Annotated in this window: 14 protein-coding genes; 3 read left to right on the forward strand and 11 right to left on the reverse strand. The window is 59.1% G+C overall.

The window, feature by feature from the left end:
* The first annotated feature begins 147 nt into the window (after nt 1-147).
* Genes NANH_RS0104905 through NANH_RS0104915 form a run of 3 tightly spaced genes read left to right on the forward strand, consistent with a single transcriptional unit; the run spans nt 148 to nt 2,988 of the window.
* Nucleotides 148-1,428, forward strand: coding sequence for an acyl-CoA dehydrogenase family protein (locus NANH_RS0104905; RefSeq protein WP_051372244.1), 1,281 nt, complete (start codon nt 148-150; stop codon nt 1,426-1,428).
* 2 nt (nt 1,429-1,430) lie between these two features.
* Nucleotides 1,431-2,207 carry an SDR family NAD(P)-dependent oxidoreductase gene (locus NANH_RS0104910; protein ID WP_027261025.1) on the forward strand — a complete coding sequence of 259 codons (777 nt, stop codon included), beginning with the start codon at nt 1,431-1,433 and terminating at the stop codon, nt 2,205-2,207.
* A gap of 10 nt (nt 2,208-2,217) precedes the next feature.
* Nucleotides 2,218-2,988, forward strand: coding sequence for an SDR family oxidoreductase (locus NANH_RS0104915; RefSeq protein ID WP_027261026.1), 771 nt, complete (start codon nt 2,218-2,220; stop codon nt 2,986-2,988).
* 186 nt (nt 2,989-3,174) lie between these two features.
* On the opposite strand, the gene NANH_RS0104920 is transcribed toward NANH_RS0104915, so the two are convergent.
* The 11 genes from NANH_RS0104920 to NANH_RS0104970 form a co-directional block, all read right to left on the reverse strand.
* Entirely contained in the window at nt 3,175-4,038 is an 864-nt protein-coding gene (locus NANH_RS0104920; protein ID WP_027261027.1) for an acyl-CoA thioesterase, read from the reverse strand.
* A gap of 5 nt (nt 4,039-4,043) precedes the next feature.
* Nucleotides 4,044-6,020: an acetoacetate--CoA ligase gene (locus NANH_RS0104925; protein ID WP_027261028.1), complete on the reverse strand. Its 1,977-nt coding sequence runs from the start codon at nt 6,018-6,020 to the stop codon at nt 4,044-4,046.
* Nucleotides 6,017-7,258 (reverse strand): serine hydrolase domain-containing protein, encoded by a 1,242-nt coding sequence (locus NANH_RS0104930; RefSeq protein ID WP_036049443.1) that lies wholly within the window; start codon nt 7,256-7,258, stop codon nt 6,017-6,019. The genes NANH_RS0104925 and NANH_RS0104930 overlap by 4 nt, the downstream gene beginning before the upstream one ends.
* A gap of 22 nt (nt 7,259-7,280) precedes the next feature.
* Entirely contained in the window at nt 7,281-8,033 is a 753-nt protein-coding gene (locus tag NANH_RS0104935; protein WP_027261030.1) for an enoyl-CoA hydratase/isomerase family protein, read from the reverse strand.
* Between the two features lie 191 nt (nt 8,034-8,224).
* Complete coding sequence (locus NANH_RS0104940) at nt 8,225-8,926, reverse strand: ABC transporter ATP-binding protein (RefSeq protein WP_027261031.1); 702 nt, start codon at nt 8,924-8,926, stop codon at nt 8,225-8,227.
* Nucleotide 8,927: 1 nt separating this feature from the next.
* Entirely contained in the window at nt 8,928-9,692 is a 765-nt protein-coding gene (locus NANH_RS0104945) for an ABC transporter ATP-binding protein (protein WP_027261032.1), read from the reverse strand.
* Entirely contained in the window at nt 9,689-10,978 is a 1,290-nt protein-coding gene (locus NANH_RS25500) for a branched-chain amino acid ABC transporter permease (RefSeq protein WP_036049445.1), read from the reverse strand. Before NANH_RS25500 ends, NANH_RS0104945 begins: the two co-directional genes overlap by 4 nt.
* Nucleotides 10,975-11,931, reverse strand: a complete 957-nt coding sequence (locus tag NANH_RS0104955) for a branched-chain amino acid ABC transporter permease (RefSeq protein WP_027261033.1) — start codon at nt 11,929-11,931, stop codon at nt 10,975-10,977. Before NANH_RS0104955 ends, NANH_RS25500 begins: the two co-directional genes overlap by 4 nt.
* Before the next feature lie 69 nt (nt 11,932-12,000).
* Nucleotides 12,001-13,245, reverse strand: a complete 1,245-nt coding sequence (locus NANH_RS0104960; RefSeq protein WP_027261034.1) for a branched-chain amino acid ABC transporter substrate-binding protein — start codon at nt 13,243-13,245, stop codon at nt 12,001-12,003.
* Between the two features lie 490 nt (nt 13,246-13,735).
* Nucleotides 13,736-14,539 carry an IclR family transcriptional regulator gene (locus tag NANH_RS0104965; RefSeq protein ID WP_027261035.1) on the reverse strand — a complete coding sequence of 268 codons (804 nt, stop codon included), beginning with the start codon at nt 14,537-14,539 and terminating at the stop codon, nt 13,736-13,738.
* Nucleotides 14,540-14,543: 4 nt separating this feature from the next.
* Nucleotides 14,544-15,572 carry a phosphotransferase family protein gene (locus NANH_RS0104970; RefSeq protein WP_027261036.1) on the reverse strand — a complete coding sequence of 343 codons (1,029 nt, stop codon included), beginning with the start codon at nt 15,570-15,572 and terminating at the stop codon, nt 14,544-14,546.
* Between the last annotated feature and the right edge of the window lie 4 nt (nt 15,573-15,576).

Below are 15,576 nucleotides of genomic sequence, written 5' to 3' on the forward strand. Positions count from 1 at the left end.
GTGTGAACAGGCTGCACTTTTCACGAAACCGAACAAAATCCAGGACACCTCACCAGAGCGAAACCGCCTTTCACCGCATAAATGAAAATGCCGTGCAAACGGCAAAAGGGAGATCACCACATGTCGATGGCTAAACACCCGCCAGAAATGAACAACCTGACGATGTCGGAAGGCGCACGTCCGCTTTTGGACGCCGTTGTCAGGCATATCCGCGAAAATGTAGATCCGATCACCGAGGAATTCTATCGATTGGGTGAAGGTCGCGCTGACCGCTGGTCTTATGCCCCCGGACAGCTTGAACTGCTGGAAACTGCCAAGAAGAAAGCCCGGGAAAACGGGCTGTGGAATTTCTTTTTGCCCAATGCGGAAACCGGCGAAGGGCTGTCCAATCTGGATTACGCCTATATCGCCGCAGAGCTGGGAAAAAATCCGCTGGCTTCGGAAACACTGAACTGCTCGGCACCGGATACCGGCAACATGGAGGTGCTGGAACGTGTCGGCACGCCGGAGCAAAAGGAACAATGGCTCAAGCCTCTCCTGAACGGCGAAATCCGCTCGGCCTATGCTATGACCGAACCCGATGTGGCCAGTTCGGATGCCAAGAATATCGCGACCAGCGCGGTTCTGGACGGCAACGAGTGGGTTATCAACGGCGATAAGTTCTATATTTCCGGTGCTGGCGATCCGCGCTGCAAGATCATGATAACAATGGTCAAAACCTCCCCAGACGCCGAAACTTTCAAGCAGCAGTCGCAGATCCTGGTGCCTATCGACACCCCCGGTGTTACCATCGTGGGGCCGATGCACGTCTTTGGCCATGATGATGCGCCGCATGGCCATATGCACATCAAACTTGAAAACGTCCGCGTCCCCAAAGAAAATATCTTGTTGGGCGAAGGCCGCGGTTTTGAGATCAGCCAGCTGCGGCTTGGCCCGGGCCGTATCCATCACTGCATGCGCTCGATTGGTGCTGCAGACAGGGCGCTGGACATGATGTTGGACCGTGCGATCAACCGCAAGGCGTTTGGCAAGCGGATCGTTGATCTGGGCAAGAACATGGAAACCGTTTCCCGCGCGCGCATCGATATCGAAGCAATGCGCATGATGGTTCTGAAGGCCGCTCGCGCCATGGACGTGCTGGGCAACAAAGAGGCCCGTATCTGGGTATCGGCAGTCAAGGCAATGGTGCCCGAGCGGGTCTGTCAGATCATCGACCAGTCGATGCAGGTGCATGGCGCGGCCGGGATGTCACAATGGTTTCCTCTTGCCGAGATGTACACCGGCCAACGTACCCTGCGCTTTGCAGATGGCCCGGACGAAGTGCACCATCACGTCGTCGCCCGCGCCGAGGTGCAGAGCTTTCAGGACTCAAACGACCGCCAGACCGGCCCCAGCACCTCGGGCGGTCGGATGTTCGAGGGACCGTGACAATGCCGCAGAACCTTTTTGACCTGACCGGAAAAGTCGCGGTTCTCACCGGGGCGTCCAAGGGGATGGGGCTGCATATGGCGACTGCCCTGGCGCAGCACGGGGCAACTGTGGTCATCTCTGCGCGCAAACAGCACCAACTGGACGCGGCGGCGGCGCAGATCAACCATGCCGTTGGAGCGGATCGTGCCATCGCCGTGACTGCCAATATCGGCCACAAAGACCAGTTGCAAAACCTGGTCGATACAACCCGCGCCAAGGCCGGACCGATCGACATCGTTGTCGGCAACGCCGGGGTGAACCCATTTTATGGTCCGACTTCGAAAATTCCCGACGAGGCCTATACCAAGACCATGGCCGCCAACGTGCAATCCAATCTGTGGCTGGCGCAGATGGCGGTACCGGACATGATCGAAAAGGGCGCTGGGTCGATGATGTTCACGAGTTCGATCGGAGCGTTCAAAGCGTCGGTCATGCTTGGCACCTATGGCATGTCCAAACTGGCTCTTATCGGGCTGGTTCGAAATTTGGCTGCCGAATTCGGCCCCAAGGGGATCCGGTTCAATGCAATCTGCCCAGGATTGGTGAAAACCGAATTTGCCCGCGAATTGTGGGACAATCCCGAAGTGGCCGAGCGGATCCAAAACGAGATACCGCTGCGGCGTTTGGGCGAACCCGAAGATTTCGAAGGGTTGGCGGTGTTTCTTGCCTCTGACGCCAGCCGCTATATGACCGGACAGGCGCTCACCGTCTGTGGCGGCTCTAACATGTGGGCGTAAGGAGGCAGCCATGGAACTGAAAGACAAGATTGTCGTCGTCACCGGCGCGGCCAGTGGAATCGGGAAATCACTGGCCATCCGCTTTGCCGACGAAGGCGCGGCCAGGGTCGTCTGCGCCGATCTGGACGTTTCCGGAGCACAGCAGACCGCAAGCCAGATCAACGGGCTCGCGATAGCGGTGAATGTCGGTGTCGAAGACGAGATCAAGGCGTTGATCGACAGGGTCGAAGAGGAAGCCGGCCCGATTGATCTGTTCTGTTCCAACGCTGGCATCCTGATTGCCGGGGGCATGGAGGTTCCGAACGAGGACTGGCAACGCATCTGGGATATCAATGTGATGTCTCACATATGGGCCGCGCGTCATCTGGTGCCGCGCATGATCGCGCGTGGCGGCGGATATCTATTGAACACCTCTTCGGCCGCCGGGTTGCTGAACCAGGTCGGCTGTGCACCTTACGGTGTTACGAAACACGCTGCGGTGGCCGTGGCGGAATGGTTGGCGATGACACATGGAGACGAAGGCATCAAGGTCTCGGTCCTGTGCCCGCAAGCCGTGCGCAGCGAAATGACGCGCGGGCATGAGGATTCAGTTGCGGCCTTAGACGGAATGCTGGAACCTGAAATCGTCGCCGAAGCCTGTGTTCAAACCATCCGGAACGAAACCTTCCTCGTCTTACCTCATCCGGAAGTGCTGGACTACATCCGGTTGAAGGCCGGGAATTATGACCGGTGGCTGGGTGGCATGCGAAAGCTGAACCGAAAGTACGGAAACCCGATCTGACCGCGCCAACGGAGCCTGCGGGAAGACCCACACTCAAACCCGCACCCCCAAAGCGTACGCACGATTCCAAAGTGGCGCCCCCGTCACTTTGCGGGATTTAGCCATTGCGATGCATGCGCAATGCGTTTTGCCTGCGTTTTTGCCTTGCAGGTTTAGCGGTGGCCGATCTCTTGCAGGTTCGAAAAACTACTTGCGGATCGGACGCACCAATCCTTCTTGTGCTACGCTGGCCACCAGCGTGCCGTCCTCATGATAGATCGTGCCCCGATTGAACCCGCGCCCTCCACCAGTAAACGGCGCATCCATCGTATAAAGATGCCAGTCGTGAAAGTGGATCGGGGCATGGAACCACATCGCGTGATCCAGACTGGCGCTCATCACCTCGTGTTTGAACCAGGTCAGCCCGTGCGGACGCAGGGATGACCCCAAGAGATTCATGTCCGACGCATAGGCCAATAGAATATGCTGCATTCTGGGATCGGTGCCTGCGGCGTCTTCCATCCGGAACCAGAGGTGGTTGACATCATCAACCGGCAGCGGATTGAGCAGGTTGCGCGGAGCGACCTCGCGGATCTCAATCGGGCGCGGTCGCAGGAAATCTCTGCGGTACGGTTCCGGCACCTTTTCCGCATACAGATCGCGTAGATCGGCACGGTTCAACAGCCCTTCGGGTCCTTCAACCCGAGGCATCGGATGTTGATAGTCCCATCCTTCCTCGGCAACGTGAAACGAGGCCGACAGGTTCAATATCTGCTTGCCATGTTGAATTGCTACCACCCGCCGGGTCGTGAAACTGCCGCCATCCCGCGCCCGGTCCACACTGTAGATGACCGGAATTCTGGGATCGCCCGGCCGGATGAAATAGGCGTGCAGCGAATGGCACAACCGATCCGGAACCGTCTTGTAGGCGGCGGCCAGCGCCTGCGCGATGACGTGGCCGCCAAATATGCGGGTGCTGGTCTCGCCTCCCGATCCGATGCCGCGAAACAGGTCGACTTCGAGTTGCTCAATATCCAGAAGATCGAGCAATTCTTTTGCAACATCATTCATTTACGTTATCTTTCTAATTCGCCCCGACCCTCTCGTGACCGGGCATATTTGACGAAGGTGTCAAAACTGTTCGGGTTGGCCATGGAATCCCGGTTCACCACCTTTTCCGGTTCACCGCCCAATAGCAGTTTTTTAACCGGAACCTCCAGTTTCTTGCCCGAAATCGTACGCGGCACCTCATCGATCTGAACGATTTCGTTGGGTACGAAGCGGGCGGAAACCGATGATCGGATTGCAGCATTGATCCGGTCCTGCACAGCCTGGTCGAGCGTCTGCCCATCGGCCAGAACCACGAACAGGGGCATGAAGCTGTCCCGCCCCAGGAATTCCAGATCGACAACCAATGAATCCATCACCTCATCCAGACCTTCGACGGCCTGGTAAATCTCTGCGCTGCCCATGCGCAACCCCTTGCGGTTGATCGTGGCGTCCGACCGTCCATAGATCACCGCGCCACCTTCGGGGGTGATCTCGATCCAATCGCCGTGCCGCCAGATGCCCGGATAGGTATCAAAATAGCTGCCATGCAGTCGGCTGCCGTCGGGATCGCCCCAAAAGCACAGTGGCATTGACGGCAGCGGTTCGGTACACACCAGTTCTCCGACTTCGCCGATCAACTCGTTACCCGCTTCGTCAAAGGCACGTACGGCATTGCCCAGAAACCGGCATTGCATCTCGCCCGCCCGGACCGGCAACATCGGATTGCCGCCTACAAATGCGCCGCACAAATCGGTCCCGCCTGAAATAGGAGCCAGCCAGACATCGGATTTCACGGCACTGTAGACCCACTCATAGCCGTCCGCCGTCAACGGCGAACCGGTGGCGCCGATTGCGCGCAACGCTGACAGATCCAGCGTTTCACCCGGTCGAAGACCCGCCTTCATGCAGCTGGTTATAAAAGCAGCCCCGGCGCCAAAATAGCTGATGGCGTGGTCGGACACAAACCGCCAGACGGTCTGCATGTCTGGATAGTTTGGCGCGCCATCGAACAAAGCCAGGGTTGCACCCTGCCCCAGCGCACCCAGTTGGGCGTTCCACATGATCCATCCCGACGAGGTCAGCCAACAAAACCGATCCTTGCTGTCGAGATCCTGATGCAGCGATTGTTTGGCACTTTCGAGCATAATACCGCCGTGACCATGCAGGATAGGCTTTGGGTTACCCGTGGTGCCCGACGAGTAGACCACCCAAAGTGGGTGATCGAATGGAACCTGCGCAAACTCCGCCTCTGCCTGGTCCTGCAACAGATCCCGCCACAAGATCCACCCGTCCGGGACATCGTTCAACGCCGGGATCAGGATCTGATGTTCCAACGTCGGTAATCCGCCCGTGATTTCGGCCAGCACGTCGCGCCGGTCGATCATGCGTCCCGCGTGGACATAGCCATCCTGCGCAATCAACACTTTGGGTTCGATTTGTCGAAACCGATCCAGGATTGCTACATGGCCCATATCCGGTGAGCAAAGCGACCAGATCGCCCCGATGCTGGCCGTGGCCAGACAGGCGATCAACGCGGCTTCTGTATTGGGCAGGATCGCCACGACCCGGTCGCCCTGCACCACTCCCATCGTGCGCAGTCGCGAGGCAACGCTGGCCACTTGGGAAGACAGCTCTTGCCAGGTCAATTGGGATTCGCCGAAGGTTTCAGATTGCATGATCAGCGCCGTCTGGTGCGGAGTGTACGCTGCTTGCCGCAGTATCTGGCTGGCGAAATTGACCTGCGCGCCGGGAAACCAGTGTGCGCCGGGCATGATCCGTCCATCGATAACTGCGGTTGCGGGCGCGCTGGAGCGCAGGTCAAAAAACGCCCAGATTGCAGACCAAAACCCGTCCAGATCCGTGACGCTCCAGTCCCACAGCGCGTTGTAATCGCTGAACTCCAGGCCACGTTCGGTCTTGAGCCAGCGGATAAAGGCGGCCATGCGAGTTGCTTGTGCCTGTTGTTCGGTCGGGGTCCAAAGGACCGGTCGGGGATCGTTCATGATATCATCGCTCCATGTACCAGCGCCTTGAGTTCGGCCCGCGCCGGGTAGGAACTGGAGGGGGAAAGCTGTGTGAAAAAGACCACCGAAAGGTCTAGGGCAGGATCCATCCAGAAAAAGGTCGACGCCATGCCGCCCCAACTGAAATCGCCGGCACTGCCGGGACAACGCGCGCGCGCCGGATCGAGTACGACCGAGCCGCCCAGACCGAATCCGACACCTTCCATCGGCTGTTCGGCAAAACTTTGCGGACCCATCGAGGCGATATCGCCCGGCAGATGGTTGCGCATCATGTAGTCCAGCGTTTTTGGACTCAGCAGCCGGCCGTTTCTGTGGCGTCCGCCGTTGCGCAACATTTCGGTAAACCGCATATAGTCGTCGATCGTGCCCACCAGTCCACCACCACCGGAATACAGGGTTGTGGCCTCGAACGGGGAGGAACCGGCGCAATCGGTCAATCTCAAGGTATCACCGCCCGGTTGCGCGGCGTTCAGATCCATCGCATTGCCGGCCAGGGGCGTATATAACGATGCGAACCGGTCACTTAGCTCATCCGGAACTGTGAATGCCGTGTGCGTCATGCCCAGCGGTTTCAGGATGTGCTCGGCAAGGAACTCGTCCAGGCTTTGGCCCGATACCACCTCGATGACACGTCCGAGAATGTCGATTCCTACCGAGTATTCCCAGCGGGTTCCGGGGTGGAAGGCCAATGGCAAGTCGCCGACCTGATCCGCCATATCTGCCAGAAGTCCTTGTTTCGGGCCGAAAATAATCTTTCGATTATCCATCTCGCGCCCCAGAACCCCGGGATTGAACGGATAGCTTAGCCCGCTGGTATGGGTCATCAATTGGTGCAGTGTCGGTGCCGCGCAGGGTTCGACCTGATCGATCCGTTCGGCCCCCGGCACCAGCGCGGTCATGTTTCTGAACGCCGGCAGGAACGTACTGACCGGTGCATCCAGATGAAACAGGCCCAGTTCCGCCAGCATCATCGCCGCGACGCTGGTGATCGGTTTGGTCATCGAATAGATGCGTGCCACTGTATCGCGTTGAAACGGCGTGAAATTTTCGACGCTGCGCAGACCGGCGGCATGAAAATACACTTCGCGGCCACCTCGGGCGATCAACACCGACGAGCCCGCAAATTTGCGTTCCTCGATATAGCGCTCCATCCAGCTGGCGATCCGGTTCAGACGATCCGGGTCAAACCCCTGATCCTGCGGCTTTGCGGTTTTCATACTCAGCGCCTCCTGTTGTCTTTCAGCCGATCATTCGCTTCATGGCCGCGATAGTTTCATCGTTGAACCATCCGCCCTCTGGTGCGTTTGCCCCTCCGGCCATAGCGGCCTCGATCCGGGAAATCGTATCTCCCCGGATCTGCCGTTTTACGCTGGCAAAGGTCTGCGGTGGGATCTGTGCCATTTCCCCGCCAATCTGCATGACCCGTGTAAAAAGCTGCTCTGAAGGCGTAATTTCGTCAATGATTCCAGCCGCTTTTGCGCTATCCGTGTCAATGGGCCGTCCGGTCAGCATCAGCCGCCTCAGCGTGTCGGGAGACAGAGCGGCGCGGGCGATTTCCAGTGGACCCACGGGGAAATCCGCCCCCACGCGCACTTCGGCGAGACCGAAGCTGGCGCGCGGGCTGGAGATGCGTACGTCGCTGCCCAGCACAAAGAACAGACCGCCGGCAATCGCGGCACCGTCGATGGCCACCAAGGTGGGCTTGGGGCAGGCATAAAGCGACAGAAAACCGACGTTCAGCCCCCGAACCATGGCGTGCTGCTGCGTCAGGTGGAAATGTTGCGCTTCCTTGAGGTCAAGACCGGCGCTGAACACTTTGAAACCACTGGTCAAAACAATAGATCGAACGGTGTCGTCCGCCACCAGAACATCGATCAGATCGGAAAATTCCATCAGGAAATCGGCGCTCAGGGCGTTGACGGGCGCCCGGTTCAGCCCAATCTGAACCACGCCGTTTTCGTGGTCGGTTCGTACCAGCCTGTCCTGCGTCATGTCTGCCTTTGTTTTGCATCTGTTGCGGTGGATGTGCGCAAGTATCGGGTTTTCTGAACGTGTTCACAACCTGTCAAACGGCCCGAACCGCCCGAAATTTGGCGTATGGCAACCGTACATACCCTGTACATACGCCTGTCCCGCCATCCACGGATGAGGGCCGCCTGCATTCCGGGTCCTGCGGGGCGGCGTCAGACTTCGAGCCATTCCTTGCGGACATCCTCGCGCGCGCGCAATTCGTCGGGTGTGCCTTCGAACACCACATGACCGTGCCCCATGACATAGACACGATGGGCAATGTCCATCGCAATCGACAGTTTTTGTTCGACCAGCAAGGTGGCGATGCCGCGTTTGGCGATTTCCTGCAACAGCTCGCCCACCCGCTGGACCATCTGCGGCGACAGCCCTTCGGTGGGTTCGTCGATCATCACCAGGTCGGGATCGCCAATCAGGGTACGGCACATGGTCAGCATCTGCTGCTCGCCCCCCGAAAGCACCGAGGCCTCGACATCGGCGCGGCGCTGCAGGTTCTCGAACATGTCGAACATGTCCTGCATCGACCAGCGTCCCTGCCCGTCTTTCTGCCCCGGCTTCATTCCCAGGATCAGGTTCTGCCGGGTGGTGAGGCCGGGAAAGATATCACGGTTCTCGGGCACATAGCCGATGCCCAGATTGGCGATCTCGAACGCCTTCTTGCCGGCGATTTCCTGACCCTTGAAGCGCACCGAGCCCTGGGGAGCCACTTCGCCCATGATCGACTTGCAGGTGGTCGAGCGCCCGACCCCGTTGCGGCCCAGAAGGGCGACGATCTCGCCTTCCTGAATGTTCAGATTCACCCCCTGAAGGATGTGCGACTTGCCATAAAAGGCGTGCAGGTCCTGTACCTCAAGCATGTCAGTGCTCGGCCTCCAATGCGGCGCCCAGATAGGCCTCTTGTACCTTGGGATTGGCGCGCACCTCTTCGGGGCGGCCGGTGGCGACGATTTCGCCGTAGACCAGAACCGAGATCCGGTCGGCGAGTCCAAAGACCACGCCCATGTCGTGCTCGACCATGATCAGGGTCTTGTTTTCGGTTACCTGCCGGATCAGATCGACGATATAGTCGGTTTCCGAATGGCTCATCCCGGCGGTGGGTTCGTCGAGCATGATCACATCGGCCCCCCCGGCCATGGTGATGCCGATTTCAAGGGCGCGCTGTTCGGCATAGGACAGCACCCCGGCAGGCAGTTCGCGGCGCTCGGTCAGGTTGATCTGTTCCAGAATGGCGTCGGCGGCCTGGGTCAGGTCACGCGATTTGCTGACCATGTTCCAGAAGGAATACCTGTAGCCCTTGGCCCAGAGCAGCGAACAGCGGACGTTTTCGAACACGCTCATCTTGGGAAAGATGTTGGTGATCTGGAACGACCGGCTGAGACCCATGCGGTTGATCTGAAACGGGGCCAGCCCCGCAAGATCCTGACCGTGCAGGCGAACCTTGCCGCCGGTTGGCGGAAAGCGTCCGGTGATCAGGTTGAACAGGGTCGATTTGCCCGCCCCGTTGGGGCCGATCACGGCGTGACGTTCGCCCTTTGCGATCGACAGATCGACACCGCGGATGATTTCAGTTTTGCCAAAGCTCTTGCGCAGACCTTCAAGCTGCAATGCGGCGGCGGCACTCATGTCGCGGCTCCGGGCAGGGAATTGGCCCTGTGCCAAGCGTCGACGACCTCGGGTATATTGCGCCGGGTCAGCCAGAAGGCCGCACCCGTGATTGCGATGGCAATCAGCCACGGCAGCACCGCATGCACGTTGAATGTGGTCCAGAACAGGGTCATCTCCTCGTCGCCGACAGCCCCGTGGCGAAGATGAAAGATCATCTCGATCAACGCGGCGGTTCCCAGAATTCCGATCAGGCAGGGAATGAATGTCTTGATATAGGGCAGCACCAGCATCCGCGCATTGCCCAGCCGGAACGCGGGCCAGTGCATCATGATCACACCGGCCAGACCGCCGGGAAAATACATCACCGTGGCCAGAAACAACGCGCCCACATAAAGCTGCCACAGCTCGGTCTGCAGGCTGAGAACGGTCGACAGCAGGGTAAAGACGATGGCGCCGATGATGGGGCCGAAAAAGAACCCGACACCGCCCAGAAAGGTGATCAGCAGGATCGAGCCGGATTGTACCAGGTTCAGGTTTTCCTCGGTCAGGATTTCATAGTTGATGGCAAAAAGTCCTCCCGCAACGCCGCAAAAGAACCCCGAGGCGCAGAACGAGAAGAACCGCACCCAGCGGGCCGAGTAGCCCAGGAATTCCGCCCGTTCAGGATTGTCGCGCACGGCGTTTGCCATCCGACCCACCGGGGTGCGCGAGAACAGGTACATCAGCAGGGCGGACAGAATCAGCCAGAAGACGATCAGGTAATAGACCTCGATCTGGTGCAGGAATTCGACGCCAAAGAACGGCAGCCCATAGGTGCGGTCGCCGCTGACGCCTTCTTCGCCGCCAAAGAACACCACGATGATGACCGAACAGGCGGCGATCAGCTCGCCTACGCCCAGCGAAATCATCGCGAAGACGGTCCCTGCCTTGCGGGTCGAGAACGAGCCGACGATTGTGGCCAGCCCCAGCCCGAACAAGCCGCCAAAGACCGGCAGCAGCGGCAGCGGCAGCGGCAGGCTGTAATCCTCGACATAGTTCATGACATGCACGCACATGAAGCCGCCGACACCCATATAGACTGCATGGCCAAAGGACAGCATCCCGCCCTGCCCCAGCAGCATGTTATAGGCCAGCGCGAAGATGATGGTGATGGCCATCTGGTTCATGATGGTGATGGCGCTGTTGGAGGTGAACACGAAGGGAATGACCAACAGCACCACGGTCGAGATGATCCACGGCATCGCACTGGCCAGGGTGATCCCCCCCTGCGGCGCATGCGTCGATTTATGCAGGGCTTGGGTCATACGTCACGCTTTCCGAACAGGCCGTAAGGGCGGAACACCAGGATCAGCACCATCAGCAGATAAGGCAGGATCGGACCGATCTGCGGCAGGGTCAGCGACCACAGGTCACGCCAGGCGCTTTCGGACAAATCGATCGGCTGCTCAAAGCCCACCGCCATCAGGATATCGGCCATTGCCACGTTGTAGGAGGCGGCAAATGTGGTGATCCAGCCGATCAGCAAGGACGCCACCAGCGCCCCCCAGAGCGAGCCCAGCCCGCCGATCACAATGGTCACGAACACGATCGACCCGAGCAGGAAGGCCATGCCGGGGAACGTGCCCAGCACCGGCCCGGCAATCACACCGGCGACCCCGGCAAGGGCGGTGCCGACGCCGAACACGCCCATGAAGACCAGCGGCACATTGTGCCCCAGCGCCTCGACCGTTTTGGGATAGCTCAGCGCCGCCTGTATCACCATGCCGACACGGGTGCGGGTGAGTACGAACAGCAGCGAGATGAAAATGCCCATCGACATGCAGATCATGAAGATCTTGTAGGCGGGTATGGCGTTTCCGGCGATCGAAAACAGGGTGAATTGCAGGATTTCGGGGGGCGAATAGGGCATCTGGTTCTTGCCCCAGATGAACTGGACGATTTCCTCGATCAGCAGGGCAAGCCCGAAGGTGAAGATCAGTTCGGGAACGTGGCCGTATTGGTGGACCCGGCGCAACCCGTAACGCTCGACCCCGGCACCCGCGATGCCGACGATCACGGGCGCGATCAGAAGCCCCATCCAGAAACCCAGATACAGGCTGATCTGATAGGCAAAATAGGCGCCCAGCATATAGAAACTGGCATGGGCAAAGTTCAGAACGCCCATCATCGAGAAGATCAGCGTCAGTCCAGCCGAAAGCATGAACAACAGTAATCCCGTGACAAGCCCGTCGATCAGGTTGACGAGTATGAGGTCCATTGGTCCCTCCGGCAGATTTCATGAGACGTAAAGGCGGCCCGTCCGGTCAGGGGCGGGCCGGGGTTTGGATTACGGACGTTTCATGTCGCAGGTGCTGGGGCTGTCCATACCTGCCATCTCGATCATGGATTCCGACACCACGCCAAAGCCTGAATTGTCATAGTCAAAAGTCACACCTTCGTCGGTATGCGCATTGATATGCAGATTCTGGATTGCCTGGTGATCGTTCGGACGCATGTAGATCTTGGTGCCCCACATGCTGTCGTATTCCATGCCTTCCAGCGCATTGGCGACGGCAACCACGTCGGTGGCGGTGCCCGCCTCGTTGATAGCCTGGGCCAGCATCCCGATCACGTTGCTGATCCGGGCCTGGTCGATATTGCCATCCGGGTATTTCGCCAGGAATGCCTCGTAATACGCTTTGGCCTCATCCGTTGGCGGCGGGTTGACCTGACCTTCGCTGACCAGACGGATCGCGCCCTTGCCGGTTTCGCCAAAGGCTCCGGTCATGCCGCTGCCTGCGGCATAGTAGGTATAGATTGGACCGCTAAAGCCGTTCTCGATGATCGCTTTGCCCAGACCCAGCATGTCGGAGCCCCAGTTGCCGGTAATCACCGCATCCGCCTCGGAGGCGATAACCTTGCGCGCATAGGGGGTGAAATCCTTGACCTTGCCGATCGGATGCAACTCGTTGCCGACGATCTCGATGTCGGGGCGCTTTTCCCCCAGATTGGCAACCGCAGCCGCAGCCACCGCTTTGCCAAAGGAATAATCCTGGCCGATGATGTAGACCTTGGCGATATCCTCGTTCTCGGCCATGACATCGGTCAGGGCGTCCATCTTGATATCGGCATTTGCATCGAACCGGAAATGCCAGAAGTTGCATTTGTCATTGGTCAGCGCCGGATCGACGGCGGCATAGTTCAGGAACAGAACCCGGCTGTCGGGGTTACGCTTGTTATGTTTTTCGACCGCTTCGGTGATTGCATGTGCCACACCGGACGAGTTGCCCTGGGCAACGAAGCGAATGCCCTGATCGATGGCGACCTGCAACTGGATCAGCGATTCCTTGGGGCTGACCTTGTTGTCAAACGGCACGATTTCGAACATGTCGCCCTCGAGCACGCCGCCCTTGTCGTTGACCATGGTCTGAGCGGCAAATTCATACTGGTGCAGCCCATTGGTGCCGGTGCTGGCAAAGGGGCCGGACAGTGGGTCGATAAACGCGATCTTGATGTTTTCGGCCCATACAGCGGTTGCACTGACCGACAGCGCAAGCGCGGCTGTCAAGCCGAGCGTGGTGGTGTTTCTCATGTGATTTCCTCCCTAACACACAGCTCGACATGCCTGAGCGCATTCTTCTGCGGCGAGCTTGATGCGAAGCCTTGCACAACGACCGCCAAAGTCAAGCGTCGCGGTAGCGGCAGAACCGGTCGCCGTAACGTCACAAAAGCAGAGGTGGATTCTCTGGCGCATCTGGCAATAGATTGCGCAGCGCCAAAACGGATCGGTCCCGCGCGGTCTGCGGAGGTTTCAGTTTCATTATGCTTTTCAACAGTATGTATTAAAAAGAAAATACCATTATCTAAATCGCATCGTTCCGGTGCGGTTCTGATCCCAAAATCAAATCCCGCACGTACAGCCATCGGGGCACAGACGGGGGATTTTCAGATCTGACCTGACGTCAGGTACAGCGTCTGGATCGGGCGGAGAAAATATCAGCCGGTCGGTTCTGTGCCTGGGATGTCTTCCGCTGTGCAGAATAAAGTTTTACCGTTTTCCAGTGATTCCCAGCGATCCTGAATCAGGCCGGGGGGCGCTGACTGAGAGCGGCGGCGGCCTCAATCAGATGTTTGGCATAGTAGCCTTCGAGTTGCCTTTTCTTGACGTGAAACGATGGGCCGCCGACGTTCAGACCATAGATCCGCGCACCGTTGAGCGAACACACCGGCACCGCGATTCCGTTAACGTCGGGCCGCCAATCGCCATAGCCGGTGCAGTAGCCCAGTGTCTCATACTCGGCGCGCGCCTTTTCATAGCTGTTTTGGCGGGCCGTGTGCTGATTGGGGTCTTCCTGACGGGCCTGCTCGAACGCGGCGGCGCGGTCTGATTCGGGCATCCCCACCAGGATCGCGCGACCGATGGCGGAAAAGAACAGCGGCAGGCGCGAACCGACGCTCATGGTCAGGGCGAGTTCCTCGCGCGACCGCTGCACTGCGATATAGACCGCCTGGATCCGGTGCCGTTCGGCCAGGGCAACGGTGATATAGGAATTCGGCCCGTCGCGCAGTGCGCGCATGACTTCGGAGGCACGCTCGCCGATCTCCATGCCGGACAGGACGCCATAGCCCAGTTGCAGCACCCCGGCCCCCAGCCGATAGGTCCCGGTGCGTGGATCGGCGACCAGATATTCCAGCTTGCACAGCGTATGGGTCAGCCGCGAAACCGTGGGTTTTGGCAGGTTCGTGCGTTCGGATATGTCGGTATTGGTCAGGTCGGTTTCGTTGGGGCGAAAACAGCGCAGAACATCCAGCCCGCGCGCCAGAGCGGTGATGAAATTCCGATCCTTGGTCTCTTCCGCACTGGTCTTGAACTCTTCGTCCTGCATGGTACTAGCCTTTCAGTGCCCTTAGCCCGTTCTGAGCAAAAACCGGCACATATTGTCCGACCTTCATCGCCCGTTCCGGATTGCTGGCATTGCCATCCAGCGCACGTTTCAGGACGCCCTGGATAATCGCCGCCATCCGGAAAAAGCAGAATGACAGGTAAAAGCCGAAATTGTCGATCCCCGGCAGGCCGCGCCGTTCGCAATAGCGGGCGATGAATTCGGCATCCGTGGGCAGGCCCAGGGCGCCGCGGTCGAGACCCGCCAGCCCCCGGCCCTCGCGCCCCGCCGGCATCTGCCACTGCATGATGACCGAGGCAAGATCGGCAAAGGGATGGCCGATGGTGGACAATTCCCAGTCCAGAACCGCCAGGCAGTTGGTGCCGTCCTTTTCAAAGATGATGTTGTCAATGCGATAGTCGCCATGCACCAGCGTGCGTTGCCCGTCATCGGGCGGCATCTGATCGACCAGCGCCTGCATCAACGCGTCCATCGCCGGGATCGGATCGGTTTCCGACGCCTTGTATTGTTTGGACCAGCGCCCGACCTGACGTTGGTAATAATTGCCCGGCGGACCATAGTCGCCCAGCCCGACCGCATCGACATCCACCATGTGCAGCGCCGCCAGCACCCGGTTCATGTCGTCGATCACAGCGTTGCGGTCCGCATTGCTGAGGTCCGGCATGGTCGGATCGCTGAAATTGCGCCCGTCGATGTGATCCATGACATAGAACATCGACCCGATCACGCTGTCGTCTTCGCACAACAGATGCATTTTTGCGACCGGCACATCCGATCCCGCAAGCGCGCTCTGAACCCGGAATTCGCGGTCCACCGCATGGGCGGATTTCAGCAATTGCCCCGGCGGTTTGCGGCGCAGGACATAGTTTTTTTGCGGGGTCATCAACAGGAAGGTCGGGTTGGATTGTCCACCCTCGAATTTGCGGGCGCTCAGCGGGCCGGCAAATCCCGGCAGGTTCTGGGCCAGATAGGATCCGACCGCATCCAGATCCAGCGTTTGTGCGGTGTTCGTCATCTCC

The sequence above is a fragment of the Sedimentitalea nanhaiensis DSM 24252 genome (assembly GCF_000473225.1).
GTDB lineage: Bacteria > Pseudomonadota > Alphaproteobacteria > Rhodobacterales > Rhodobacteraceae > Sedimentitalea > Sedimentitalea nanhaiensis.

Bases quoted from the DNA above. Each gene is read 5' to 3' on its own strand.
- NANH_RS0104925 (WP_027261028.1), bottom strand. From the start codon at position 6,020: ATGAACGATCCCCGACCGGTCCTTTGGACCCCGACCGAACAACAGGCA.
- NANH_RS0104945 (WP_027261032.1), bottom strand. From the start codon at position 9,692: ATGAGTGCCGCCGCCGCATTGCAGCTTGAAGGTCTGCGCAAGAGCTTT.
- NANH_RS0104910 (WP_027261025.1), top strand. From the start codon at position 1,431: ATGCCGCAGAACCTTTTTGACCTGACCGGAAAAGTCGCGGTTCTCACC.
- NANH_RS0104915 (WP_027261026.1), top strand. From the start codon at position 2,218: ATGGAACTGAAAGACAAGATTGTCGTCGTCACCGGCGCGGCCAGTGGA.
- NANH_RS0104965 (WP_027261035.1), bottom strand. From the start codon at position 14,539: ATGCAGGACGAAGAGTTCAAGACCAGTGCGGAAGAGACCAAGGATCGG.
- NANH_RS0104935 (WP_027261030.1), bottom strand. From the start codon at position 8,033: ATGACGCAGGACAGGCTGGTACGAACCGACCACGAAAACGGCGTGGTT.
- NANH_RS0104940 (WP_027261031.1), bottom strand. From the start codon at position 8,926: ATGCTTGAGGTACAGGACCTGCACGCCTTTTATGGCAAGTCGCACATC.
- NANH_RS0104960 (WP_027261034.1), bottom strand. From the start codon at position 13,245: ATGAGAAACACCACCACGCTCGGCTTGACAGCCGCGCTTGCGCTGTCG.
- NANH_RS0104930 (WP_036049443.1), bottom strand. From the start codon at position 7,258: ATGAAAACCGCAAAGCCGCAGGATCAGGGGTTTGACCCGGATCGTCTG.
- NANH_RS0104905 (WP_051372244.1), top strand. From the start codon at position 148: ATGAACAACCTGACGATGTCGGAAGGCGCACGTCCGCTTTTGGACGCC.
- NANH_RS25500 (WP_036049445.1), bottom strand. From the start codon at position 10,978: ATGACCCAAGCCCTGCATAAATCGACGCATGCGCCGCAGGGGGGGATC.
- NANH_RS0104955 (WP_027261033.1), bottom strand. From the start codon at position 11,931: ATGGACCTCATACTCGTCAACCTGATCGACGGGCTTGTCACGGGATTA.
- NANH_RS0104970 (WP_027261036.1), bottom strand. From the start codon at position 15,572: ATGACGAACACCGCACAAACGCTGGATCTGGATGCGGTCGGATCCTAT.
- NANH_RS0104920 (WP_027261027.1), bottom strand. From the start codon at position 4,038: ATGAATGATGTTGCAAAAGAATTGCTCGATCTTCTGGATATTGAGCAA.